Origin of the sequence: Croceivirga lutea (genome assembly GCF_014235875.1) — a bacterium.
In the GTDB taxonomy this organism is placed as follows: domain Bacteria; phylum Bacteroidota; class Bacteroidia; order Flavobacteriales; family Flavobacteriaceae; genus Croceivirga; species Croceivirga lutea.
This window is the reverse complement of sequence record NZ_JACJUK010000006.1, coordinates 21,146-46,916: the sequence shown is the minus strand read 5'-3', so window position 1 is coordinate 46,916 and position 25,771 is coordinate 21,146. Positions and strand designations below refer to the sequence as shown.

General features: G+C 35.2%; 24 protein-coding genes. 15 read left to right on the top strand and 9 right to left on the bottom strand.

The features are described from left to right. Positions 1 to 67 precede the first annotated feature (67 nt). Positions 68 to 490, top strand: a complete 423-nt coding sequence (locus H5V42_RS11740) for a winged helix-turn-helix transcriptional regulator (RefSeq protein ID WP_185783368.1) — start codon at positions 68 to 70, stop codon at positions 488 to 490. Positions 491 to 499: 9 nt separating this feature from the next. Here H5V42_RS11740 and H5V42_RS11735 read toward each other — a convergent pair whose 3' ends face one another. Continuing rightward, the gene (locus tag H5V42_RS11735) at positions 500 to 1,039 is read right to left on the bottom strand and encodes a hypothetical protein (RefSeq protein ID WP_185783367.1); all 540 of its coding nucleotides are present in this window, start codon (positions 1,037 to 1,039) and stop codon (positions 500 to 502) included. Between the two features lie 169 nt (positions 1,040 to 1,208). Next, a complete protein-coding gene (locus H5V42_RS11730; RefSeq protein ID WP_185783366.1) occupies positions 1,209 to 2,726 on the bottom strand; it encodes a helicase HerA-like domain-containing protein in 1,518 nt (505 codons plus the stop codon). A gap of 78 nt (positions 2,727 to 2,804) precedes the next feature. Here H5V42_RS11730 and H5V42_RS11725 point away from each other — a divergent pair, with 78 nt between their 5' ends. From H5V42_RS11725 to H5V42_RS11715, 3 genes are all read left to right on the top strand, one after another. Continuing rightward, positions 2,805 to 3,257: a Rid family detoxifying hydrolase gene (locus H5V42_RS11725; protein WP_185783365.1), complete on the top strand. Its 453-nt coding sequence runs from the start codon at positions 2,805 to 2,807 to the stop codon at positions 3,255 to 3,257. A 73-nt stretch (positions 3,258 to 3,330) separates the two neighbouring features. Further along, positions 3,331 to 5,844, top strand: coding sequence for a T9SS type B sorting domain-containing protein (locus tag H5V42_RS11720; RefSeq protein WP_185783364.1), 2,514 nt, complete (start codon positions 3,331 to 3,333; stop codon positions 5,842 to 5,844). Between the two features lie 66 nt (positions 5,845 to 5,910). Then, positions 5,911 to 6,543 (top strand): 7-carboxy-7-deazaguanine synthase QueE, encoded by a 633-nt coding sequence (locus H5V42_RS11715; RefSeq protein WP_185783363.1) that lies wholly within the window; start codon positions 5,911 to 5,913, stop codon positions 6,541 to 6,543. Here the strand turns inward: H5V42_RS11715 and H5V42_RS11710 are convergent. Both H5V42_RS11710 and H5V42_RS11705 read right to left on the bottom strand, forming a co-directional pair. Beyond that, the gene (locus tag H5V42_RS11710) at positions 6,530 to 7,462 is read right to left on the bottom strand and encodes a hypothetical protein (RefSeq protein WP_185783362.1); all 933 of its coding nucleotides are present in this window, start codon (positions 7,460 to 7,462) and stop codon (positions 6,530 to 6,532) included. The genes H5V42_RS11715 and H5V42_RS11710 overlap by 14 nt on opposite strands. A 44-nt stretch (positions 7,463 to 7,506) precedes the next feature. After that, positions 7,507 to 8,235, bottom strand: a complete 729-nt coding sequence (locus H5V42_RS11705; protein WP_185783361.1) for a class I SAM-dependent methyltransferase — start codon at positions 8,233 to 8,235, stop codon at positions 7,507 to 7,509. A gap of 17 nt (positions 8,236 to 8,252) precedes the next feature. Between H5V42_RS11705 and H5V42_RS11700 the strand changes: the two genes are divergently transcribed. From H5V42_RS11700 to H5V42_RS11690, 3 genes are all read left to right on the top strand, one after another. Next, positions 8,253 to 8,780: a DUF2059 domain-containing protein gene (locus H5V42_RS11700; protein WP_185783360.1), complete on the top strand. Its 528-nt coding sequence runs from the start codon at positions 8,253 to 8,255 to the stop codon at positions 8,778 to 8,780. Next, the gene (locus H5V42_RS11695) at positions 8,773 to 9,267 is read left to right on the top strand and encodes a YkgJ family cysteine cluster protein (RefSeq protein ID WP_194336974.1); all 495 of its coding nucleotides are present in this window, start codon (positions 8,773 to 8,775) and stop codon (positions 9,265 to 9,267) included. The genes H5V42_RS11700 and H5V42_RS11695 overlap by 8 nt, the downstream gene beginning before the upstream one ends. Positions 9,268 to 9,478: 211 nt before the next feature. Then, on the top strand, positions 9,479 to 10,309 hold the full coding sequence (locus H5V42_RS11690; protein WP_185783359.1) for a sterol desaturase family protein: 831 nt from the start codon (positions 9,479 to 9,481) through the stop codon (positions 10,307 to 10,309). Between the two features lie 19 nt (positions 10,310 to 10,328). Here the strand turns inward: H5V42_RS11690 and H5V42_RS11685 are convergent, their stop codons facing one another. Continuing rightward, positions 10,329 to 11,561, bottom strand: coding sequence for an exo-beta-N-acetylmuramidase NamZ family protein (locus tag H5V42_RS11685; protein ID WP_185783358.1), 1,233 nt, complete (start codon positions 11,559 to 11,561; stop codon positions 10,329 to 10,331). Positions 11,562 to 11,564: 3 nt separating this feature from the next. Here H5V42_RS11685 and H5V42_RS11680 point away from each other — a divergent pair, with 3 nt between their 5' ends. Together H5V42_RS11680 and H5V42_RS11675 are read left to right on the top strand one after the other, a co-directional pair. Then, the gene (locus H5V42_RS11680) at positions 11,565 to 12,806 is read left to right on the top strand and encodes an ABC transporter permease (RefSeq protein ID WP_185783357.1); all 1,242 of its coding nucleotides are present in this window, start codon (positions 11,565 to 11,567) and stop codon (positions 12,804 to 12,806) included. 21 nt (positions 12,807 to 12,827) lie between these two features. Beyond that, positions 12,828 to 13,607, top strand: a complete 780-nt coding sequence (locus H5V42_RS11675; RefSeq protein WP_185783356.1) for an aldose epimerase family protein — start codon at positions 12,828 to 12,830, stop codon at positions 13,605 to 13,607. Between the two features lie 457 nt (positions 13,608 to 14,064). Here the strand turns inward: H5V42_RS11675 and H5V42_RS11670 are convergent, their stop codons facing one another. From H5V42_RS11670 to H5V42_RS11655, 4 genes are all read right to left on the bottom strand, one after another. Then, a complete protein-coding gene (locus H5V42_RS11670; RefSeq protein WP_185783355.1) occupies positions 14,065 to 14,856 on the bottom strand; it encodes a LytR/AlgR family response regulator transcription factor in 792 nt (263 codons plus the stop codon). Between the two features lie 11 nt (positions 14,857 to 14,867). Then, the gene (locus H5V42_RS11665) at positions 14,868 to 15,941 is read right to left on the bottom strand and encodes a sensor histidine kinase (RefSeq protein ID WP_185783354.1); all 1,074 of its coding nucleotides are present in this window, start codon (positions 15,939 to 15,941) and stop codon (positions 14,868 to 14,870) included. Positions 15,942 to 16,063: 122 nt separating this feature from the next. Further along, positions 16,064 to 17,140, bottom strand: a complete 1,077-nt coding sequence (locus H5V42_RS11660) for a sensor histidine kinase (RefSeq protein ID WP_185783353.1) — start codon at positions 17,138 to 17,140, stop codon at positions 16,064 to 16,066. 41 nt (positions 17,141 to 17,181) lie between these two features. Further along, the gene (locus H5V42_RS11655; protein WP_185783352.1) at positions 17,182 to 18,546 is read right to left on the bottom strand and encodes an exonuclease domain-containing protein; all 1,365 of its coding nucleotides are present in this window, start codon (positions 18,544 to 18,546) and stop codon (positions 17,182 to 17,184) included. 719 nt (positions 18,547 to 19,265) lie between these two features. Between H5V42_RS11655 and H5V42_RS11650 the strand changes: the two genes are divergently transcribed. The 6 genes from H5V42_RS11650 to H5V42_RS11625 all read left to right on the top strand — a co-directional run bounded on the left by H5V42_RS11650 (position 19,266) and on the right by H5V42_RS11625 (position 25,748). Next, on the top strand, positions 19,266 to 19,421 hold the full coding sequence (locus H5V42_RS11650; RefSeq protein ID WP_185783351.1) for a hypothetical protein: 156 nt from the start codon (positions 19,266 to 19,268) through the stop codon (positions 19,419 to 19,421). Positions 19,422 to 19,651: 230 nt separating this feature from the next. Next, the gene (locus H5V42_RS11645; RefSeq protein ID WP_185783350.1) at positions 19,652 to 20,944 is read left to right on the top strand and encodes a glycosyltransferase family 4 protein; all 1,293 of its coding nucleotides are present in this window, start codon (positions 19,652 to 19,654) and stop codon (positions 20,942 to 20,944) included. Positions 20,945 to 21,001: 57 nt separating this feature from the next. Next, entirely contained in the window at positions 21,002 to 22,135 is a 1,134-nt protein-coding gene (wecB, locus tag H5V42_RS11640) for a non-hydrolyzing UDP-N-acetylglucosamine 2-epimerase (RefSeq protein WP_185783349.1), read from the top strand. Positions 22,136 to 22,157: 22 nt separating this feature from the next. Beyond that, positions 22,158 to 23,450: an oligosaccharide flippase family protein gene (locus H5V42_RS11635; RefSeq protein WP_185783348.1), complete on the top strand. Its 1,293-nt coding sequence runs from the start codon at positions 22,158 to 22,160 to the stop codon at positions 23,448 to 23,450. Beyond that, on the top strand, positions 23,432 to 24,571 hold the full coding sequence (locus H5V42_RS11630) for a glycosyltransferase family 4 protein (RefSeq protein WP_185783347.1): 1,140 nt from the start codon (positions 23,432 to 23,434) through the stop codon (positions 24,569 to 24,571). The genes H5V42_RS11635 and H5V42_RS11630 overlap by 19 nt, the downstream gene beginning before the upstream one ends. Further along, positions 24,561 to 25,748: an O-antigen ligase family protein gene (locus H5V42_RS11625; RefSeq protein ID WP_185783346.1), complete on the top strand. Its 1,188-nt coding sequence runs from the start codon at positions 24,561 to 24,563 to the stop codon at positions 25,746 to 25,748. The genes H5V42_RS11630 and H5V42_RS11625 overlap by 11 nt, the downstream gene beginning before the upstream one ends. Positions 25,749 to 25,771 lie beyond the last annotated feature (23 nt).

Below are 25,771 nucleotides of genomic sequence, written 5' to 3'. Positions count from 1 at the left end.
TTGTAACTAAAGTAAGCTATTACAACAAGTTAAAAAAGAAGTAAACTTTCTAAAACCAAGTGTAAAAATGGAAACTATAATTGATAATCAGCGCGTTAGCACTCAAAAAAAATTAGAAAAAATGTTTGGGCATATCGATTATAAGAATCCGCCTGAGTCATGCCCGGTTAGAGATGTAATGTCTGTAGCCTCTGACCAATGGAGCACACTTATTTTACTATGGTTAGGTTATTTTAAAGTGCTGCGTTTTAATAAACTTCAAAAATATGTCTACGGCATCTCAAATAAGGTTTTGAGCCAACGCTTAAAAGTTTTAGAAGCCGAGGGTTATTTAAATAGAGAGGCCTATCCAGAGGTGCCTATCCGAGTAGAATATAGTCTAACACCATTTGGGCAAGCATACGTTGTAAAGTTATTAGAACTTACAGAATGGATGCAAAAAAACAGTCCGAAAGTATTGGCAAATCGAGAAAAATATGGCTTGCAATAGGAGCCAGTATTAGTTATCCCAAGAAACCATTACATACTTAATTTTAGCTTCGTCTGGTATTTGTACGGCTTCAATTTGGTTTGTAGAAAACCGAAGATTACTTGGGAGCTCTTCTTTAGAAATGGTAAAGTAAATAGGACTTCCTTTGACAGTAACAACAATGTTATTTAGAGCAGTTAAGATTTTCTTTATTTCGTAATTATTTTGAATATCCTTAAAGGTACTTTCTAAACCAACCCCTTCTTCAGAGACAAATCTTGGGTCTTCAATACGTATATTTTCTACAGTCTGTACACTGTCTTTACTAGGCGTTAGCGTCATTAATAAAGCACCTCCTTTTTCGAATACTTTTATTCGATTACTGCCTAATTCTTTATTCTCCTCTTGGTTATCAAACACCACAGAATCGGCTACAAAAATACCTTCTAAATCAGCTACCTTATCTGTTTTGGTTAAGGCACCAACATAGTCATTTCCGATGGTAAACGTATGGTCATTGGTACAGGCAAAAACCAAAAGTAGCAATAGTGGTGTTACTATTTTTTTCATGTTTGTTAGAAGTAATAAAAATTGAATTCTAGTTTAAGTTTCAAAGGTAAAAGTTTGCTACAAATACGAACCCTAGTTTTAAGAGTTTAGTGGTTAAAAGATAATTAGTTTAAAGGTATATACGCTGTTATAGCTAAACCTCACCATAAGAATAAGCAACCAGCAACAATTAACGAATAACCTTTTTAAGAACTCCAAGAACTCCACGAATAAAAGTAGCACTAGTAAGTACCTTAACAACCGGATTCATACGTGTACTTTTTCGGGTGGTTGTTCTACGAGAAGTTTTGCGTTTAGCTGCTGCTTCTTTTTCTTTTTCTGCTTCTTTTTCTGCCTTTTCTATTTTTTCGTTTAAAATTTCATAGGCACTTTCGCGGTCAATATTTTCGTTGTATTTCTTAATTAGTTTAGATTTTCCTATCGTTTCTTTAAGCTCAGAAGCGGTAAGTACATCCATTCTGCTCATAGGTGCTCTAAGCATAGTAGCAGCCAATGGCGTTGGCCTACCTTTTTCATCCAAAGCTGAAATTAAAGCTTCACCAATACCTAAAGATGTTAAGATTTCTTCTGTGTCATAAAATTCAGAATCAGGATAGTTTTGAGCCGTAAGTTTAATTGCTTTTCTATCTTTTGCGGTAAAAGCACGCAACGCATGCTGTACTTTAAGACCTAATTGCGCCAAAACATCATCAGGAATATCAGTTGGATTTTGCGTTACAAAATAGAGTCCAATACCTTTAGAACGTATAAGTTTTACTATACTTTCTATTTGGTCTAACAAGGCCTTAGAAGCATTGTCAAAAATTAAATGCGCTTCATCTATAAACAAGATTAATTCTGGTCTGTCACTATCACCTTGTTCAGGAAAAGTAGCATAAATCTCAGCCAGTAGACTTAACATAAAGGTGGAGAATAGTTTTGGTTTATCTTGAATATCTGTTAAGCGAATGATATTAATATAACCACGACCGTTTTCATCAATTCGGGTTAAATCATCAACTTCAAACGACTTTTCGCCAAAGAATAAATCAGCTCCTTGTTGTTCTAGCTCAATAATTTTTCTAAGGATGGTACCAGTAGAACTGGTTGAAATACGACCGTACTCTTGTTGAAACTCCTTTTTACCTTCGCCAGTTGCATATTGCAATACTTTTTTAAAATCGTTTAAGTCTAAAAGAGGTAGTTTATTATCATCACAATACTTAAATACAACGGCAACAATACCTTCTTGAGTTACCGTTAGGTCTAAAATTCTAGAAAGTAAAACAGGACCAAATTCTGAAACGGTAGCACGTAAACGCACACCTTCTTGTTCAGAAAGTGAGAGAATTTCAACAGGAAAACCCTTTGCCTCAAACGGTAAGCCTATGGCTGCATGCCTTTCATCAATCTTAGGATGGCCAGGGCTCGCTTTGGCAATACCACTTAAATCACCCTTTAAATCCATTAGTAAAACAGGAATTCCTTTATCAGAGAGGTTTTCAGCTATTACTTGTAAGGTTTTTGTCTTACCAGTACCTGTAGCACCAGCAATTAAACCGTGTCTGTTCAACGTTTTAAGTGGAACTTTGATGTAGGCATCTTTAACAGTTTCACCATTAACCATACCAGCACCCATAATAAGGTAATCACCTTTTGTAGCGTAGCCTTTTTCTATAGTAGCAAAGAATTTTTCTTTGATGTCCATTACTTCGTATTTGTGCTAAAAATAGGGTAATTTGGTTGAAGTCAAAAAGATTAGTAACTCAATTCAATACTTTTAGAAATGAAAAACATACACCTTTTTCTGATGCTCTTTGCAGGCATTTTTTATGTAAATACGCTCAATGCGCAAAATGAAACCACCATTACCTTTCACGAATCTCATTATCCATTAAAACAAAATGCTCCGTTTAGTGATGTTGTTCAGGCGGGTAATTTGTATTTTCTAGCTGGCCAAATTGGTATGGACCACAGCACTAGAGAAATGGTAGAACGTGGTATTCAACCAGAAACAGAACAAGCTATTAAGAACATTATAGAGGTATTGGCGCAGCATAATTTAACCTTAGATAATGTGGTAAAATGTACCGTGATTTTAAGTACGATGGAAGATTTTACTGCTTTTAATGAAGTCTACACCAAATATTTTACAAAGAAACCGGCACGTACCACCTTTGCTGCAGCTGGGCTCGCAAGAAACGCCAAGGTCGAAATCGAAGTAATGGCCGTAAAATAGACCTAGGTATTAGAAATCATGCAATTCAAGGATGTTCTTTTGGTAACTCAATTTATTTATGCATTTTTAAAAGATGTTCAATAAGGAAAGTAAAACTATTAAGAGTATCACTATTGCCGTTTGGTTGGTTACTTCCTTATTTTCATTTGCGCAAAATAATGCATCACCTGTAGTCACTGCTTCTGGAGACCAACGCTATTGTATAGGTTCGTATATAAATATTGTTGAGCAGTTTGAAATATCATCGGTTTCTACTGAAGAAATTAATGAATTTAATGCTCAAATTTCTTTAGGTTACCAAAGAGGTTTTGATGTGTTAATTCTTAATAATCCCCCAGCAACCATTCGCACCTCATGGAATGCGGTAGAAGGTAAATTAACATTATCGAGCACTACACAATCACCAATACCCTTAGCTGATTTAATTAGCGCTGTTGAAAGCATTCAATTTTATACCGATGCATTTAATAGTACTGACGAAAAAGTGTTTTCACTTACTTTAGGTAGTGCAAATTATTTGCCAAGTACTCAGCATTATTATCAATATGTTTCAGATTTAGGCATTACCTGGCAACAAGCAAAAGTAGCCGCTGAAGAACGAACGTATTTTGGTTTAAGAGGTTATTTGGCAACATTGACCTCAGCAGATGAGGCCATTTTTTGTGGAGAACAAACCGAAGGAACGGGTTGGATAGGTGGTTCTGATGAAGCTGTGGAGGGCACATGGCGCTGGATGGGTGGTCCTGAAGAAGGTCTTATTTTTTGGCAAGGAGATAGCAATGGTTCGTCTCCAAATTATGCATTCTGGAATACGGGTGAACCAAACAATCTAAACAATGAAGATTACGCTCATATTACCTCACCAAATATCGGGGTAGTAGGTGCATGGAATGATTTACCTGCACAAGGCTCCTTTGGTGATTATGAACCCAAAGGCTATATAGTAGAATATGGTGGTATGCCAAATGATCCTACCTTATTTCTTTCGGCAACAACTAAACTAAGAATTGCTAAAATCAAACAATCTAATGATGCCGTTATTTGCGGACCAGGAACTTTAAGTTTGAATGCAACCTCAAATTTTGGAACTGTAGTTTGGTTTGAAAATGAAGAAGACACCATACCCATAGGAACGGGCAGCAATTTTGAAACTCCATATTTATTACAATCGCAAACTTTTTATGCAAAGGTAGAAATCAATGGCTGCATTTCTGGTCCTAGTCAACCGGTTAAAGCCATTGTAAAACGAGTGCCACAAGTAAACTCAGGAATAACCCTTACCAATTGTGATGAAGATGGAACAGTAGACGGTTTCACCACGTTTAATTTAAACGAATACCTAGGGTTGATAAAATCAGATTTTGCCAATTATGAGATTACTTTTCATTTAAATGAAGCAGATGCACAAGCTGCGGTAAATAGCCTAGAAGTAAGCACTTTTCAAAGTGCCGTGGCAACTACATTATATTTTCGACTTCAAGGCTCAGGAGAGTACTGTCATAACATTGGAGAACTTTACCTTGAAACCTCCACAACGCAATTCCCATTGAATTATTCTTACGAGTTAAGTGTTTGTGATGCCGATGAACAAGATGGTATTTACGATTTTTATTTAGAGGATGCTACCGCTGCACTATTAGCGGAATTTCCCGAAAATCAAAATCTTGGTGTTTCGTATTATAAAAATTTAGATGACGCGCTTTTACTACAACAAGCAATTGATCCTGCCCTACCTTACAAAAATAATTTCCCTGAGAACGATGAGGTTTTTGTTCGGGTAGATGATAAAGAAAGCGGCACCTGTTTTGGTATAGCTCCAGTTTTACAATTGAGGGTGATAGCATTACCTAAATTTTCTATTGCCGAATTGTATACGTTTTGTTCAGGGGAAACAACAGAAGTTCAACCAGAAAACACAGATGAAGATTATATGTTTTTTTGGTATGATGGTAATGAAAATTTGGTTTCTACGGAAGAGACTTTAACGGTTAATTCTGGCGGTACATTTAAGGTTACCGCCACAAATTCAGAAGGTTGTGTAGCTACAAGCAAAAGTTTTACAGTAGTAGAATCGTTTCCGCCACAATTAAAACGAGAGTTTGTACAAGTCGATGATGACGGTGAATGGGGTAGTATAACGGTACTTAATGATGCTGGTCAATTAGGTAATAGCAACTATTTGTTTTCCTTAGACGAGCCTAACGGTGATTACACACCAAATACAATATTTACCAATATTGCTCCTGGTTTACATACTTTATATGCTAAGGATGTTTATGGATGTGGAATAGATGAAATTGAAATAGGTATAGTAGGTATGCCTAATTTCTTTACACCTAATGGAGATACTATAAACGATGCATTAAATGTGCTAGGACTTACAAATGATGTTTATAAAACGGCAGAACTGTGGGTTATGGACCGCTACGGCAGAGCTTTGGGTAGTTTTAATGCCTTAGACCCTACATTTAAAGATTTCTTTAAAAACACCACATTGCCCGCCGGAGAATATTGGTACCGTTTACACTTGGTCTATAGTAATGGCGGTACACGAGTTAAAACAGGGCATTTTACATTAAAACGTTAATTGTAGACTCAGGTTGATGTAAACAAATGAACTTGGCATACCGTTTCGAAATTGTACTTTTGCGGCATGATTGCAAATGAAGAAATGCGTTTAGTAGAACAAGGGTTGAAGCTACCGTTGATGGAGGAGTTCTACACCATTCAAGGAGAAGGGTATTACAAAGGTACAGCGGCCTATTTTATTAGAGTGGGTGGTTGTGATGTAGGTTGTCATTGGTGTGATGTTAAAGAAAGCTGGAATGCAGAAACGCATCCGGCTACTGCCATTAATCATATAATTGAAAATGCTGCCGCGTATGCTGATACCATTGTAATTACTGGTGGAGAACCACTAACGTGGGATATGGGGCCATTAACTAAAGGGTTAAAAGCAAAAGGTCTCAACACTCATATTGAAACTTCAGGAGCGTATAAATTAACGGGTGAATGGGATTGGATTTGTCTTTCACCAAAAAAGTTAAAACTTCCAGTACCAGAAATATACCCGGTTGCTAATGAGCTAAAGGTAATTGTGTACAATAAACATGACTTTGAGTTTGCAGAAGCGCAAGCCGCAAAAGTGGGTAAAGATTGCATTTTGTATTTACAACCAGAATGGAGCGTTCGAGATAAGATAGTACCTATGATTGTGGATTATGTAATGAAGAATCCAAAATGGAAAGTATCCTTACAAACCCATAAATACCTTAATATTCCTTAGCAGTAGAACTTGTAATTCGGGCACCAATTGCTTCAATATCTAAACGGCATTCCGTATCTAAATCAACCGTTTCAGCATTAGATTTGCGTGTTTGTAAGGCTTTTATAATATCATGCCCAGTAATTTGGCAAGCAGGGGCGTAAATATCTCCTTTAGCAGATGCTTTTAAACCAGTGTTTGAGAATTGCAATTCGGCACGCATTAGGCAGCCTTCAACATTACAGTGGTTGGCAGCTTCTTCATCTTCATGCGGGTTTACCATGGCAGTACCTAAATTTACCAGACCAAATAAATGTCCAAATTCGTGGTTTAACGTTGCGGTTTCCACATCTGACCTGTTTATGGATGAAATAGGACTAAATTGAGCGGCTAAGTCTCTAATTGTTTGTGCAAAAATTACCATAGATGAGTTGCGGTATACCGCACCAAGAGTAACTAAATTACTATCGGGGTCGTCACCATCAGAAGGCGCATCAGCAAAATAAATGTAGATGGCTAAGGTATCATCACTATTGTACGAAGTTCGATTGTCTAATTCTAGGTCTGAAATTTCTTCTAACGTTAGGGTTTCTTCATTTGGTGAATCTAATTGCGTATACACCACGTTAATTTCCTGCTTAAAAGAAAATTCTTGCAAATATGATTCAAAGTTATTCATAGCCTCCTCTGTTGGCCTAAACCCTTCAACAAAAGCAATTTGTATTTCAAGATTTGTAAAATTATCATTAGCGAGAATATCACCTCCAGAGTCCCCTGTGGGTAAAAAATTACCAGGAAAATCTCGAACAGGATTTGTTGATACAAAAGGCTCGTCATCGCTAACCATTGGGGTGTCGTCAACTGGGTCTGTAGAAGTTTCACTTGAGCAAGACGCAATAAATAAGGTAACTATTGAGAGTAGGTATAACCACTTTTTCATCAAAACAACTTTTTAATTCAAACGCAATTCAAAAGGCAATAGTATTAGCTAACGGTAAGTTTGGCTAAATAATCGTAATGTTCACCTTCAGCTAGTAATTCACAGGTAAAACCATGCGTTTCTGCATAATACGCTAGCGTGTTAAAATCTAGGTACAACCAATCAAATTTTGGGCCAATTTGGTTTTTGTAACTAAACGTAAACGATACTTCACCGTAATAATCTACATTGCCCGGTGTCCAATACCCACCATCCTCGTCTTGGTCGAACATGTAAATTATGTCGCTAGAATCTAACAATACCTTACCGCCTGGCTTCAACAATTTTTTAAAATGAGTTAAATAGTCAGGTAAGTGTTTGAGTTTACCTGCAATACCAATACCATTCATGAGTAATAAAAGGGTGTCGTAGGTACCTGTTGCTAGGGTTAGAAATTCACTTTGGACACAATGGGCAATTCCCCTTTTTTTGCATACCGCTATAGCCCCAGGTGAGGTATCTAGAGCAGTAACCTTGTGGTTAGTATTTTGTAGCCAAAGGCTATGACTACCAGCTCCGCAACCAATATCAAGAATGCTACCTTTAGAAAGTTCAAGAGCTTTTTGCTCAAGCATAGGCATTTCTTCAAATGTTCTAAATAAGTAGGGTAAAGGCATTGCAGCTTCTTCATCTAAAGAAGAGTAGGTTTTTAAATCTTCGGTATAGTTATTGTTTACATAGTCAACGAGCGCAGTACCCAAAAGGTCTTCGTTTAAATTCTTTGTATTTTGCATCCGAAATAAATAACCAAATGAAAGTTGTCAAAAGTAAACTAATCCTCCTAGTAGTTTTACTGATTCCCGTAACTATTTTTAGTCAAGAATACGAATCAGTTAAGTTGGTAAACAATTATCTAGAGCACAATGGTACCATGAAACAGTATTCAGATGCCTATGATAATTTGTTAAATCTTATGGAAAAACAATACCCTAAATCAGATAGAAATAGTGATGGTTGGATATATTTAGAAAAGAATAAAACCAAAGCCTTATTTGAAATTAGAGACATGCTTACAGCGGTGTATTTACAGAATTTTACAGAGGAAGATTTACGGCAAATGAATGCATTTTATATCTCAGACGCTGGTAAACAATTGGTAGCAGACCGCACCGCACTTACCGAAGAACACAAAGCAGACTTAGAAGCTTTTCAGCAATCAGCCGTTGGTCAGAAATTACTAGAAAAACAAGCTGTACTTACTGAAGAAACCCAGGCCGTTTCAGAATTTTGGAGTAAAGATTTATACCAAACAGCGTCATTATTGCTGCAGAATGATTGAAGATGACATAAAAGCCTTACCCCAAAAGGCAGCGGAAAAACACCAAGAAAACAAAAAGTTCTTTACAAAGCTAAAAAAGAAGCCGCCTAAGAATTTAGACTACCTAATGCAAGAACTGCATACCGAAGAGTTTCAACAAACCGATTGCTTAACTTGTGCCAACTGCTGTAAAACTACGGGTCCGCTTTTTACCAATATTGATATTGAGCGTATAGCCAAGCATTTTAGGGTAAAACCTTCTAAATTTATTGATGATTACCTGCGTGTTGATGAAGATGGTGACTTTGTTTTACAACAAGTGCCTTGTCCGTTTTTAGGTTACGATAATTACTGCAGTATTTACGAGGTAAGACCCAAAGCCTGCAGAGAATACCCGCATACCGATAGAAAAAAGTTTCAGCAAATTAGCAACCTTACCCTTAAAAACGTGGCCATATGTCCTGCCGCATACAACATCGTTGAAAAAATGAAGCAGAGATTACTTTAGTTAAAAGTTAAAAGTTAAAAGTTAGAAGTGTGAAGTTTATGTTGGAAACAAAAAGCAGTTGTTATGAAATTTAAACCCCCAACAACGAAAAACATAAAATATAAAACGAAAAACGAAAAACGAAAAACCAGCAACCAGCAACCAGCAACCAGCAACGAACAACGAACAACTAATACTTGATAATTGACATCTGAACTTGTATTTTTATATCATGGAGGCAATCATAGACTATTTCACAAATATTCCCCGTGAGCATAGAAGCTTGTTTTTTGTGGGCGGAATTACATTATTCTGGATTTTAGAAGGCATTGTGCCTTTGTATAGCGTAAAGTATAAAAAATGGCGTCACGCCTTACCCAACTTTTTCTTTACCGTTACCACCATAATTATCAATTTGCCTTTGGCATATTTTTTCTTGGTAACCTCAGATTGGACAGCCGCTAACAATTTTGGAATTTTAAATTGGTTGCCAGCCATGCCTTTATGGTTGTATGTTTTAGTAGGCCTGTTGTTTTTAGACTTAATTGGGGCGTACACGGCGCATTGGGTAGAGCACAAAGTAAAACCCTTTTGGATGATACATTTAGTGCACCACACAGACCATAATGTAGATACGACTACAGCAAACAGGCATCATCCGTTAGAAAGTATAATCAGATATGTGTTTACCCTCTTAGGAGTGTTTTTAGTAGGCGCTCCCATTGGTATTATAATGTTATACCAAAGTTTATCAGTGGTGTTTTCACAATTTAATCATGCCAATATTTCGTTACCTAGAAAAGTAGATAAGTTGTTGAGCTACTTTATTGTATCGCCAGATATGCATAAGGTACACCACCATTTTGTGTTGCCGTATACAGATTCTAATTATGGCAATATTTTCGCTGTCTGGGATAGACTTTTTGGCACCTATATGGAATTGGATAGAGATAAAATTCAGTATGGGGTAGATACCTTTCCTGATGAGGTTGAAAATGCTAGTATTGTAGGTTTGTTAAAACAGCCTTTTCATAAATACCGAAAGCCAACAACCCAAGGGTAAACTGCGGCAAAAAATGATTTTAATCGTATAGCAAATACTTCGTTCTTAGCCTTTTAAACTGGGCTAAGTCTGCTTGCCAACTAGCCTTAATTTCAGCATTAGTAAGACCAGCTTCAATTTGTTGTTGCAGTGTTGCTGTCCCTGCGTGTTTGGTAAAACCAGCGGTTAAGAAAAATTTAGAGGTATCTGGGCAGTTTTGATAAGCATCTATCACCCATTCTAGAGAAACTTCATTCATTTTTTTATGCTTAGAAAGGTCTTTTCCAAATACTTTCTTACCATTTTCTTTAGGTGATTTGCTCCCAAAATTAGGTTGTGGAAAGTAAGCAAAATCATAAGCTGTAGTATCTAAAAAAGAGGCACCATAGCGTTGAAATTGAAACTCAGTTCCCCTACCGGCATTAATATTGGTACCTTCAAAAAGGCCTAAGCTAGGATACAAGTTTATAGCGGTATCATTCGGCAAATTTGGTGATGGGCGTATGGGTAAATGATACGCCAAATCGTGCGTGTAATTTTCTAAAGGAACAACAGTAAGTTCAGCTTTTAAATTAGTTGCTAACCAACCTTCTTCGTTAATCATTTGCGCATATTCTCCAATGGTTAAACCATAGACTAAGGGTATTGGCGTCATGCCTAAAAAAGAGGTGTGTTCAAGCTCCATAGTTGGGCCATCAACATAATGCCCGTTAGGATTAGGCCGGTCTAAAACCACAACCGGTATACCTGCTTCTGCGCAAGCTTCCATTACCAATTGTAAGGTGGCAATATAGGTGTAGAAACGCACGCCAACATCTTGTATATCAAAAAGCACCAAATCTAGACCTTGCAATTGTTCTTGATTAGGCTTCCGGTTTTTACCATGTAATGATAGTAGCGGCAGGCCAGTTTTTTGGTCAATAGCGTCCTTAACATGTTCCCCTGCATCTGCTTTGCCTCTAAAACCGTGTTCAGGAGCAAATACCTTTTCAATCTGTATCCCTAATGTTAAAAGCGAATCCACCAAATGTGTACTTTTAGGTAGCTCGTTAGAACCGTGAAAAATCACTGAAGTTTGATTGGCCACTACTGCAATAGTTTTGTTTTGAAGTAAAGGCAAATAGGCATCAGTTCTATTGGCAGCAACTAGAATAGGTTGTGGGTTAGTAATAGAAGAGGCTGGAGTAGCATTTTCGGGTTTTTTTTGACCACAAGCCAAAAAGCAAACACAAAAGCTTAAAACTGTACCTTTGAAAACGGAATTAATCGACATCTGTTGAACTTAGAATATTTTATAGCCAAACGCTTAGTAAAAGGCGGCGAAACTAAAAGTAGTATTTCTGCGCCAATCCTAAAAATTGCCATTACTGCAATTAGTATTGGTTTGGTGATGATGCTCATAGCTTTGGCAAGTGGGGTGGGTTTAAAAAAGAAGATAAGAGAAAAGGTGGCGGCCTTTAATGGTCATATTCAAATACAGAATTATGACAATAATGCCTCTGAAGTTTCAACCTCACCCATTTCTATACAGCAAGATTTTTATCCAGATTTTAAAAGTGTTAGTGGTATTAAACACATCCAAGGGGTGGCCACTAAAGGCGGTATAATCAGAACCGAAGACACCTTTGAAGGTATGTTAGCTAAAGGCGTAGGAACAGATTATGATTGGTCTTATGTAGAAGATTTTCTAATAGAAGGCGCCTTACCTAGGTATACAGGAAAGTTAAATGATGAGGTTTTAATATCTAAATTAAAAGCCAATTTGTTGCAGCTAGGTGTGGGCGATAGCTTTTATTCGGTTTTTTTAAAAGATAACGACCCAAATAAATTACCCAATAACCGCAGATTTACTATTGTGGGTATCTATGATAGCGGTTTTGAAGAATTCGATAGAGATATTGTCTTTGTAGATATTAGGCACATACAGCGCATGAATAAATGGGAGGCAGACCAAATAGGTAATTTTGAGGTGTTTTTAACCAATTTTGATGAGCTAGAAGAAAAGGCAAATGAAATCTACGGCAAAACCCAATCGTATTTAGATACGCGCAACATTAAAAACGACTATTTTCAAATTTTTGAATGGATAAGCCTTTTTGATTTTAATATAGCGCTTATCATAGGTATTATGATAATTGTAGGCGGCATTAATATGATAACGGCGCTGCTAGTGCTCATTTTAGAGCGCACCCAAATGATTGGTATTTTAAAAGCTTTGGGTGCTAACAATTGGAGTATTCGTAAAATATTTGTGTATAACGGCGCTTATTTAATAGTATTGGGTCTGTTTTGGGGTAATCTTATAGGACTGGGAATCATTTATTTACAAGGAAAATATCGGTTTCTAAAATTTCCAAATCCAGAACAGTATTACATAGATTACATTCCCGTGCATGTAGACCTAACATCAGTGGTATTGTTAAATGTAGGGGTTTTGGTGTTGTGTACGTTAATGTTATTAGTGCCTTCTTATGCCATTTCTAGAATAGCTCCGGTTAAGGCGATTAAATTTGAGTAAGAAAATCAAAAAACACAAGAAATGATAGCTTTAGAATTCGAAAACCAGAATGTAAAAATTGATGCGGGCGAATTGGTTAGTTATACAGTAAACGGTCATGAATTTATACACCAAAAAGGAAGCCCAGGTTGGGGTAGTGCAGATACAGAGATGTTTCCTATCATTGGGCCGGTGAATGAAGCTGGTTTTCAAGTTCAAGTGCCTCGCAGTACAGCTATACAAGACCAGCATGGGTTGTTACGCCAATTTCCATATGTATTAGAAGAAAATGGAGCTACTTCAGCTATTTTCTCAAAAACGTATCGTGCGGGTACGCCCATAAAAAATTCAAAATTTCCTGAAAAATCTACGAAGCAATGGTTGGTATGGCCTTATAATTTTAGTTTTGAGAAGCATTTTAGGCTTACCAAAGAAGGCTTAGAAATACGTTTTGTAATCGATGGTGAGCAAGACATGCCTTTTATGCTGGGGTACCATCCAGCCTTTAAATTACACACCGCAAATGCTTTTGTAATAGCAAAAGAAAAAGTGATAACCCTAGAAGAAATCTTGGCTGTAGGTAGTAGAGCTTTAGAAGTAGCAAATTGTGAAAAGCTAGTTTTAAAAGACGCCCAAGAGCTAACAATTACCACCAAGGGTTTTGGCAATTTTATGTGCTGGACAGAAGTGAACAATATGGTTTGTTTAGAGCCCATTTCGTTTTATCCGTATGCCGTTGAACAGAACAAATTGCACGAAGGCTTTCAATATTTAAGTGAAAAGGCAATGTTTACGGTGATGCTTACCCCTACAATTTCTTAAACTTATTTAAGAAAAATTTAAGAATAAAGCGGAGGGTTTTAGGTAATTGTTCTAGTGATAGTTGTTTTATCTTAAACAAAACAGTTAAGAAAATCACAATAAATTTACATTTCGCATTAATCTATTTCCTATCTTTACCGTAGGTTATTCACTATTTGATTATAAATGTTCAGGGAATTAATTGAAAAAATAGGCATAATGAATATTATTATGCTTTTAGTTGTAGTAGGTATAATTATAACTGCTGAATATCTTTTCCTGACCGGAAAAAAACTAGACGCAATTTTTATCGCATTTTGGGCTCCAACAATTTTGGGGTTTATGAATTACCTTAAATATCGAGACTAATGGATTTTATTTTAATATACTCTATAGCGGTTTCGGTGATATTTCTTATCTGGCTCATCTTTGTAGCTAAGATGTATAAAGAAATGAAACGTAGAAAATAAGTACGTTTTTAATTACCGCGAATCCAATTTTTAAACTCTTTTACGCGGTTTCTACTTACAATGAGGTCAAAACTTATGGCATCTATATTCAAGAAGACTTTAAGCCGGTTATTTACGTAGTCTTCTATAGACTTTATAGTTTCAATACGTATCATGGCTTTTCTATTAATTCTAAAAAACTCATCTGAACTTACCATTTCTTCAATACGGTCTAAAGTATATTCAGTAGAAAATATGGCGCCTTTGTTATCTACAATGTACGATTGCCCTTCCTCGGAATAAAAGCAGACAATATCTTCTATGTAAACAATCTCTAAATGATTTTCCGTACGAATTAAAAAGCGTTTTTTCTTAGTGGCAGGGGTTTGTTGTAAAGATTTTAACGCATTATCTAAACGGTTAAAATAATCATCTCCTGTAGCGGTATCACTGCTGTAGATGCTAGAGTATTTAGCCAAAGCGTTATCCACATCTTCGCTATTTACCGGTTTTAATAGATAATCTATACTGTTGTATTTAAACGCCTGCATGGCATAATTATCAAAAGTGGTACAAAAGATGATGGGTTTTTGAATACGAACTTCATTCAATAAATCAAAGCAAGTACCATCACCCAATTGAATATCCATAAAAACCAAATCATAAGAAGTGTTTTCGGTAAAATAGATTAGTCCGTCAGAAACGCTATCTACTTTACCAACAACTTGAAAAGATTTGCCTGTTTCACTTATTTTTTTCTCTAAATAAATGCTTGAAACGGGTTCGTCTTCTACAATGACGATGCGAAGGGGTGACTCCATTGTGATATTCATTAGTTAATGTTGGAAGTGTTTAAGTCTGAAAATGTAAGAATTGGAAGCCGAACTACAAAATTATTTGGCTTTTCTTCAACAACTACTCGTTTTTTAGAACGAATATTGTACGAATTTATGATATTCTTTATGGTTTCAGAATTATAGGTGTTAAAAGTTATTTTTGGTTGATTGGTGTTGTGAACTTCAATATATTCTCCATTGTTTAAAATATTGATAGTTAATGGCTTAGATTTAGTTATAGTGTTTTTGGCTACAGCGTCTTCAATGGCTGCTTGTATTGAAAAAGGTACTATTTTCTTATCGTAAAGTAACGGACTTATTTCAAAATTTATAGTCAAATTCTCTTGAAAACGTTTTTTTATTAAATACCCATACAATTCCGCTGCTTGTAGTTCTTTTCTGATACTTATAAGCTCACGTTCAGAATTTTCTGAAAAGTTTTTAAATAACTTAGATAGGCAAATAACATATTCTTTGGCTGCTTCTGGATCACTATCAATATAAAACATGAGCGTGTTTAAGCTGTTGTATAAAAAATGTGGACTCAAATTGTTTTTAAGTGAGTTTAACTCCGCACCCAACTTTTCTTTCCGCAGTTGTTCTTGTTTAATCTCATTATCCTTGGCTTCAGCAAAAAAGTGTAAACCTTCATAAATACTGATGTCTAAAAAAAAGATGATAACACCAGTCACCATTTGGGCAAAAGTTGAAGGTTCTTCAAATTCAGGATAGTTCCAATCAAAATAGGGTTGCACGTAATTAAAGTGAAGCAAGCAAATGCCAAAATAAGGCAGTAAGAACAAGGGTATAATAGCCCAGCGCTTTTTAAAATTTAAGATTCCCCTATATTGTTTTATCAATTTTAAGTACAAAAAACGCATAACTAGCCATAGGATAAGCACCAACAAAAATTCACCTGTCCATTTAATAAAATAAGAGGTACGGTCTACATTTAAAAAAGAGTCTGTATAATACATGGCCATAACGGTGTGTGTATTTACAAGTACACCAACGAGTACAATGATGCGGTCATCGAACCCGAGTAGCGTTTTTTGACTATCGTAAAACATTATGGTTGTTTGATTAGGTAAAAGGTAGTAATCTATTTAGTTAAAACAAACAAAAACTAAAATAAAGTGTATAAATTTAACTTTAGACTGTAATACGTCTTCTTTTTAGTGAAAGAAAAATCTTATCGTTCCTTCAATTTTAACTCCCAAGCATCTAGTAAAGGTATTTTTAAAATAAAGAGGTCATTTGTTTTTTCATAAAACACTTCCCTATTGCTAAGTAGCTTGTAGCGTTTTTGAAGGTTTTCTAGCCCAATACCTAAAGAATTGCCGATAGCAAATTTACCTTTTAGTTTATTAGAGATAACAATATAATAGGGTTCATTAGAAATGGTAATGGTTAAGGGGTGCGCCTTAGAAATGGTATTGTGTTTTACAGCATTTTCAACAGCCATTTGCGTGGAAAGAGGCACTAGAAATAGCTGACCTACGGCTTGGTCAATTTTTAGATCAACAATTAGCTTACCACCATGGCGCTTTTCTAACAAGCCAGTATATGCTTTAAGGTATTGCAATTCTTCAGAAACGGTAATAAAATCTTTGTTGGAATACTGTAGTAATTTTTGGTACAAAAAAGAAAGTTTGTAAATAAAGTCTTTACTGGTTTCTTTATCCTCATCAATTAAATATAATAAGGTATTAAGGCTATTAAATAAAAAATGCGGACTCAATTGATTTTTCAGCGTATTTAATTCGCTCACCGCTTTTTCTCGTAATAAAATTTCCGTTTCTAATTGCGTATTATTCAGTTGATTAGCATAATTAATAACGGTGTAAATAACAATGTCTAGCAATGTGACCACAAAGCCTGTAGAAATAAGATAGCTATGGTTGGGTTGCGCATAATACGGGTCATAAATAGCTATAAAAATTGGTTGAACATATTCTAAATAGCCATATACCAAAATAAAAAAAGGTATAAACAAAAAAGGGAGAAAAGCGAGTCTAATTTTTCTATTTTCTCGTCCCGTATATCTTTTAGCAATTAATAGAAAAAGATACCTTAAGGTCAACCAAACTGCGGTGATTATAAGCAGGTATTCTAAGGTTTTAAATATAAAATGTGTAAAGGGAACATCTATAAACGCCCCTTGATAAAAAATACCAATAAAAATTGCTGTGTTTGAAATTATACCAAGAACTACAAGAATAGTATCGTTAAAACCAATAATGGGTTTGGAGTTTACAAAGAAGTTCAAGGTTGGAATTTTTTGGTCTATTAAAGGTAAACAAAACCCCCTTATGTTGTTGTTAAAACCATACGCTTTCGTTTGTATGAGTTTAAAATGCGCTCAATATCTGGAGAGTTTTGTTGCGGAATTAAATAGGTTTCTAGTTCAGCTGGGTCTGTTATCACCGCTGTTTCGGGCACAAATCCGTAGCCCCTATAAATTCCCGCTTCAATAAGTACAAAGGCTGACTCTTGGGCGTGGCGACCTTTTTCTTTAAAAACTACCGTTTCTGATGCAGCTTCTAATACAGCTATAGCCTGTTCTACACGTTTATTATAATTGGCAATAGCCTCATCTGCTGTGCAAATACCTTTACAAGTAAAAACACTAGCTTGGGTTTTACAGTCAAAAGTAGCTGCTACCAACTGGCAGTATTTTGGGCACAAGTCAAAGGCTTTACAGAGTTCAGTTAACACCGTTCGGCAATCTGTAGGATTATTATAAGTGGCTAGCGGTTGCTGTAGTTTGCTTAATAATCCAAATCCCAAATGCTGCACACCACGGCGGTCTTCATAGGTGAATAAACCATATTGGCGCGGTTTACGTTTTTGAGCTCGGTTAAATCGGGGCCAGTGTTTTTTAATAGCGGCAGCCTCCATAAGTAACGCTACCAGTTCGCTACCAGACAGTTCAAAATCAATATGGGCTACTTCTCGGCATAGTTTAAGCTCGTGTTCACTCTTATCATAAAAATGCCCTAAAACACGCTTTTTAAGGTTATTGGCCTTACCCACATAAATAATCTTATGATTGCTGTCAAGAAAGTAATAAATACCCGGTTGATTAGGAAGGTTTAGCAGTTCTGTGCGATTTAAATGAGGCGGAAGCGTAGCTTCTTGGCTTCTTGCATGTAACGAAGCGGTAAGCAAGTCTTTAGCTCCGGGCTGTCTCAAAAGTTTTTCAAACAGTAAAACAGTAGCATGCGCATCACCACGAGCGCGGTGTCTATCGGTAAGGGGAATGTCTTCAGCGGCACATAATTTACCCAAGCTATACGAGCGCAAACCCGGTAATAATTTACGAGATAGGCGCACCGTACACAGTTTTTTACGCACAAAATCAATACCTAAAAGGCGAAACTCTTCTTTGATAACGCCGTAATCAAAATTTACAGAGTGCGCAACGAATATACAGTCCGCCGTAAAATTCAAAATGCTATCGGCAATTTCAGCAAACGTGGGAGCCGTAGCCACCATGCTATCATCAATACCAGTAAGCGCTGTAATAAAATGTGGAATAGGAGCTTGCGGATTCACCAAACTGGTAAACTCATCAACTAAGGTGTTGCCATCGTATTTAAAAATAGCAATTTCGGTGACCTTATTTCCTTTAACACCGTTGCCTGTAGTTTCAACATCAATGATACAATACATTGGTATAAATATAGCAATTTGAGCCTTGGCAACCCACCAAACAACTAGGAGCTAAAACAAACCAAGCCCTCTACGTTTGTTGGTAAATAGCCTCCCCCAAGACTACAAACCAACTACTAATAAAGGGCGGGGATTGTATTTCTTTTGCATCTACTGTTGAAAGAAAATTCAACAATACGCAAGTTTAATATTTGCTAAAATCAGGTATAAAAATACGAGTAACTAGTGGTATAGAGCAATACCTATTCATGGGTATTTTATAGTTTTTTGTTAGGTTTTTAACATAGTATAGTGAAAGTAACAGCTTTTTTCTATGGGTTTGATAGGATATTGAAAAGTTTAACAGTTTATATGAATTTTTGAAAAAACGAATGATGAAGTTGGAGGTTAGAAGTAAGAAGTAAGAAGTAAGAAGTAAGAAGTAAGAAGTAAGAAGTAAGAAGTAAGAAGTAAGAAGTAAAAAGTAGAAAGTAAAAAGTAAAAAGTAAGAAGTTGAAAGTAGTTGTTATGATATTTAAACCATCCACAACAACCAACAACCAACAACCAACAACCAACAACTAACAACCAACAACCAACAACGAAAAACGAACAACGAACAACGAACAACGAAAAACGAAGATGAAAGTAAGAAGTAAGAAGTAAGAAGTAAGAAGTAAGAAGTAAGAAGTAAAAAGTAAAAAGTAGAAAGTAGAAAGTAAAAAGTAAAAAGTAAGAAGTTGAAAGTAGTTGTTATGATATTTAAACCATCCACAACAACCAACAACCAACAACCAACAACCAACAACCAACAACCAACAACCAACAACCAACAACCAACAACTAACAACCAACAACCAACAACGAACAACGAACAACGAACAGCCTTTTGTTAAAAAAAATTAGAAGTTGCCAGTTTTGTAAAGTAAATGTTACCAAATACGAAAAAGTTTACAAAAATCGACGAAATACAATTGCGGTTTACCAGATATTCATACTTTTAGAGCCGAAAATGAATGTAATTTTTGTGCAAGATTGCTTCAGACTCATAAACACAACCTGTAAATTGTTCTTATGTATCTTGTTAGCACTCTCCCCCTAAAAGCACAGCAATAGTTTAGCATATATGCTTTTAGAAAGAATACAACCCTACCTCCAAAACCCGTACCTACTCAGTGGCTTTGCCTTGGTTGTCGCTTATTGGCTCACCACAAGGTTTTGTCCAATCATCATTAAAATTTGTCACTCCAAAAAACTGTTAGACGACCCTAACGGCCGCAGTGCGCATAAAAGCAGTGTACCCACTTACGGTGGCGTAGCCATGTTTTTAGCTTTTGCCGTAGTATTTTTGGTCGTAACCGTGTTAGCAGGCCTTACCGCAGCGGCCATGGCTAAAGCCTTAGTGCTCTTAGCCGCTTTAACCGTATTGTTCTTTTTAGGAATGAAAGACGATATGATAGGCCTCCACCCCCGTAAAAAATTTATAGCCCAGTTTATTACCGCAGCCTTAGTTATCTTTTTGGCTGACGTACGTATAGATAGTCTAGGTGGCATTTTTGGCATACAGCAATTGCCCTACGCCGTTTCTGTAGCCTTTAGCTTTTTTGTGTATATGTTAATTAGCAATGCCTATAACCTTATTGATGGTATCGACGGTTTAGCAGGAGCTGTAAGTACCTTGGTAGGTTTGTTTTTTGCCGCCTGCTTTCTGTGGGAAGGCCAACTAGCCCTTGCGCTACCAGCCATACTCATGGCAGGGGTAAGTTTAGGCTTTTTACGCTTTAACCTCTCTAAAAAGAACCGACTGTTTATGGGGGACTCTGGCTCGTTATTTATGGGCTTTTTAATGGGCTTTTTAGCCATTGCCTTTTTACAAACCGTAGGGGCAACCGGTACCTTTGCTACAGCACACCCACCAGTATTGGTATTGGCCGTATTGTCATACCCCTTATTAGATACCCTACGCGTATTTAGCATACGTATAGCCAACGGTCGTAGCCCGTTTTCAGCAGATAAAAACCATATGCACCACCGGTTGTTACAAAAGGGTTTTAGCCATGCACAAGCTACCCTATTGATTGTACTCGCTAATATGGCGGTTATTGGTTTAAGTTGGGGCTCACAAACCTTATCTATAACACTACAATGTGTAATTGTGGTAGCGGTAGGGACCCTATTTTATATGGCACCGGTATTCTTATTACCCACACAAACCCAACGGTTACGAAAAAAGGTGTTGGTACATAACCCAGATTTCGCAAGCCACCCTGGCACAAAAGCGAATAGAAAAGTAGCCATGGCCAATTTATTAGAAGGGTATAAGCCTGAGGAGATGAAACAACTTTTAAAATCCTCAAATAAAGTATCTTCACAAAATAGTCGAAAAAAGGAAAAGGAAGTTGCCGGTATTGAGGGCTAGGCTGCATTGAATTCTAGTTAATTATTTACTTTAACATTCAGCTTTACTATATTTTTTATGAAGCAAAAAGTACTGGTCATTTTTGGAACTAGACCTGAAGCAATAAAAATGGCTCCTCTGGTTAAAGAGTTTAAACGACAAACTAATTTTTTTGATACTAAGGTTTGTTTGACTGCACAGCATCGTGAAATGGTAGATCAAGTAATGAATTTCTTTGATTTAGTTGCTGATTACGATTTGAATTTAATGAAACCAAATCAAAATTTATATTCGTTAACCGCAGCAATTGTCTTAGACTTAAAGGAGGTTTTAGAGGATTTTAAACCAGACTTTGTTTTTGTGCATGGTGATACAACAACTACAATGGCCGCTAGTATTGCCTCATTTTATGCAAAAGCAAAGTTATGCCATGTTGAAGCGGGATTAAGGACTAACAATAAGTACTCTCCTTACCCCGAAGAAATGAATAGGCAAATAACAGGACGAATTGCAGATTTTCATTTTGCCCCTACAAAAACCTCAAAAGAAAATTTACTTAACGAAGGTATACGTGAAGATAAGATTGTTGTAACTGGAAATACAGTAATTGATGCATTATTAGATTGTGTTCATCTTACAAAGAATAATCCAACTGATTTTATTAAGAGATTTTCAAATTCTTTAAAGAAGGAGGAGGAAATTATATTGGTGACAGGCCATAGAAGAGAAAATCATGGCCAAGGATTTGAAGATATTTGCCAAGCTTTAAAAAAAATTGCAAAACAAAAACCAAATATTCGAATTATTTATCCTGTGCACCTAAACCCCAAAGTAAAAGGCCCGGTAACAAGAATTTTATCTGAGATTTCAAATATTGATTTAATTGAACCGCTTTCTTATCCAGATTTTGTATGGTTAATGGATAAGGCAAAATTAATAATCACCGATAGCGGTGGAGTTCAAGAGGAAGCACCTAGTTTAGGTAAACCTGTCTTAGTCTTAAGAAATACAACAGAAAGACCTGAAGCAGTCGAAGCAGGCACTGTAAAATTGGTTGGAACTGATACAATAAAAATAGTAGATTTTACATTGGAATTGTTAAACAGTCATATAAAATATCAAGAAATGAGTCAGTTGCATAATCCTTACGGTGATGGAATGGCTTCAAAAAAAATTGTACAATTCATAAAGGATTTACAAAGGAAAGTATAGTTTAAAAACTTTGTCGTTCAGAATGAATATTAAAAAATACTTTTCACTAAATAAACAATTACGAAAGCAATTATTAACCCAAGGAAGTTACGCCATTTTAGCTTCTGTTGTAAGAAGAACGGCTTTTATTGTAATTAGTATTTATTTAGCACGATTATTAGAAAAGGTAGCATTTGGAGAGCTGATGATTATTCGTTCTACAATAGATTCTTTCTTATTATTCAGTGGATTGGGTTTGGGACTAACTGTTACCAAGTTGGTGCCAGAGCAATATAAAAGTGATAAAAAGAGAGCGTTTAACATTTTAAATACCTGTTTTTTGATTTTATTACTTTCAACTGGATTGATTTCCTTGGCTGTTTATTTATTTTCGGAAGTTATCTCATTAAAACTTTTAAATTCAAGTGAACTATCAAAGCCTTTGAAAATTGCAATACTTATTTTAATGGGCGGGTCTATTAGCACTTTTATGCGTTACGTATTATCTGCTTTTTTTATGTTCAAAAGCTTTTTTATAGCCTCTCTAATATCTACTTTAATTAGTTTGCCTCTTTTCTTTTATTTAGCTTCTATATTAAACTTGGATGGAGCTCTTTATGGTTATGCAATTATTGAGATTGTTTTTTCAATAATTATGATATTTATTTTGAGTAAATTTTTTTTAAAAGAAGGCAATTATAATTTCAATCTAAATATTAATCAAGAAATAGGAACTATTGTAAATTTTGCTCTTCCCGCTTTTCTCGCAGGTTTATTAGTGACTCCAGTTTTATGGTACGGTAAAACAATTTTAATAAACTCATCAAGTGGAGCTCTTCATTTAGCAGACTTTGAAGTTTCCTTTCAAATAATGGCCATTATTCTTTTTGTGCCAAACTCCTTTTCTCAAATTATATTACCTCATTTATCTTCGAATTTGTCAAAAAAAAATGTTTATCGTTCAATACTCAATACAAATATTCTTTTAAACGTTTTTCTTTCCTTTTTGCTTTCAATTCCTATATTCTTTTTCCCAAAATTGATTTTGAATTTATATGGCGAAAATTATCAAGATACAGACACTCTTAGAATTCTTGTTATATGTGCAACTTTAATGATTGTAAATAATATAATTGGAAAAGTAATTGCCAGTAAAAACAAAATGTGGATTGGATTTATGTTGAATGCGATATGGGCTACATTGTTCTTATTGCTTAGTTATTATTTTGTTTCACGTGATTTCGGGGCTCTAGGTTTAGCATTATCCTTTACTCTTGCTCACTTTTTTCATTTATTAAATCAATTAATACTTTTATTTTGGTTGAGAAAGAAATAAAAACCGCCTACATCAGTTACACTAATTTTTATGATTATGACAATAGCTCATATTCCATTGGTGGGGTGCAAACTTATTTGAGGAATTTAATAGAATTGTTTCTTAATCAAGGATTTAAAGTGGTTTTTTTTCAACTTTACAATTACGACTTCGATATAGAACTAGACGGCTTTGTTATTCATGGTAGGTTTTTTAATTCCAAAAAAAAAGAAAGTTTATTTAGTTTAATTGAGGCAACTTTAAAACAAAATGATATTATTGTTTTCGGTTCTGAAAACTTCAGTGTTTCAGCGACACAATTTAATTCAATAGTTATACAGCACGGAATTTATTGGGATTTAAATTTTAAATTTTTAAATCTTTCTAAACCATATAGATTATTGCCAAATACTATTTCAAGGTTATTACTTCATAGAAAATTAATTAAAAACTTTTACAATGCAAGATTTCAAGTTTGTGTTGATTACAATTATCTTAACTGGCTTAGAACAAAGGGTTGCTTTCCTAAAGTAAATGTTATTACCAACTTCACCCGGAATGATGAAACAATTAATCCAGAGTTTATCAATCAAAAACACAATAGCGCTGTAGTTAAAATCTTGTTTGCAAGACGATTTGTAGAAATGCGAGGGGTAAAGTTATTCTTAGAATTAATCAAGATTTTAGATAATCGTTACCCAAATGTGGAATTTACGTTTGCTGGAGAAGGTGATTTATATTCTGAAATTGAAAAACTTAAATTCTCACACAAAATTACAATTACAAAATTTGACCAAACTGAAAGTTTAGAATTCACAAAACAATTTCATATAAGTGTAATACCTTCCCTAGGTTCAGAAGGGACCTCAATTTCTGCTCTTGAAGCAATGGCAGTTGGTACTTCGGTGGTTGCATCCAATGTAGGTGGGTTAACAAATATTATAGTTGATTCTTATAATGGATTACTTTGTCAACCTTCAAAGAATTCTTTTTTAAAATCAGTTTCTTTATTAATTGAAAATCGAAACTTAAGAATAAATTTGTCTCAGAACGCTTTAAGGTTGGCTAAGACTGTTTATTCAAAGAATCTTTGGCAGAAAAAGTGGATCGAATTAATTAATCAAATTCAGAATGAGTCCTAAAACAATTATAAAACTTATTTTGTTAAGCTTTTCTTTTGATTATAAAGGTGGTTTGATTCAAGTATTAGGTGGTGAATCTTCTTCGACCCATACACTTCAAATACTTTTTTGTTTCATTGCATTTGCGATTTCAGGTAATATAAAAACAGACTTATTAAAGAAAGTATATTCGATAAGAAAAATTCTTATTCCTTTTTTTCTCTTTACTATTTATTGTTTCATAAATAAAAGTTCACTAGCTCCATTATATCATTCTTATAAGGTTAATCTTATGATATGGAATCTTTTGACATTTACCTTAATCGTATTGTCTATAAATACAGCTAAACAATTAAGATTCTTTATAATTTTTGGGGTGTTTCAAATAGCCGCGGGAATACTTATTGGCGGATTAAATTTCCAAGCAGATACTAGAATTGGAAGTGGTGAACCTATAATTCTTTCTCGTATTGCCGGTATTTTAATATGTTTCGCCTTATACTTTAAAAATGGTATTAACAAGACAATTAATTACCTAATCGGTGTGGTAGGTTTTCTCGCCCTATTATTGACAGCCACACGTACTATTTTCCTTTCGATAGCATTAATTCATTTCATCTTTTTAGTTTATTTTGAGAAAGCCACAAAAACAAAGTTTAAGAAAATAGCAACTAATGTTCTGTTTGGCTTGTTTTTGGTTTTATTTCTTTCAATAAATGTTCTTGGAGTTTCTAATGATCTTGTTAATAGGTCGTTAAGTTCTTTTTCTTTATCAACTTTTACCACAGGTAACGTTTTTACTAGATTCGAGCATTATGGGGTTGGTGTAAAAATGTTCAGTGAAAATTTTCTGTTCGGTAAAGGATTTGGTTCTTATCCTGTATTTGCTCTAGGTTATGATGAGAGATATTACCCTCACAACTTGTTTATTGAATTAGTTGCTGAACTAGGTATAGTTGGATTAGCCATTTTTTGTTATATGCTGTTTCAGGTCTGGAATGCTCTAATTAAATATGATTCCATTAAATATCCACATAATCAAAAAAAGTTTGCTATTTCTATTTTTTTATTAGGAATAATATCATCCATGAGTTCTTTAGATTTACCTAATCAATTTGTATTGTTTAATGCTATAGTTTTAACTGGCATATTATTGCTGCAAAAAGAAAGAATAACAAAATTGATAATTCCAGTATAAATAGTTTTAGCTTGTTTTTGCAT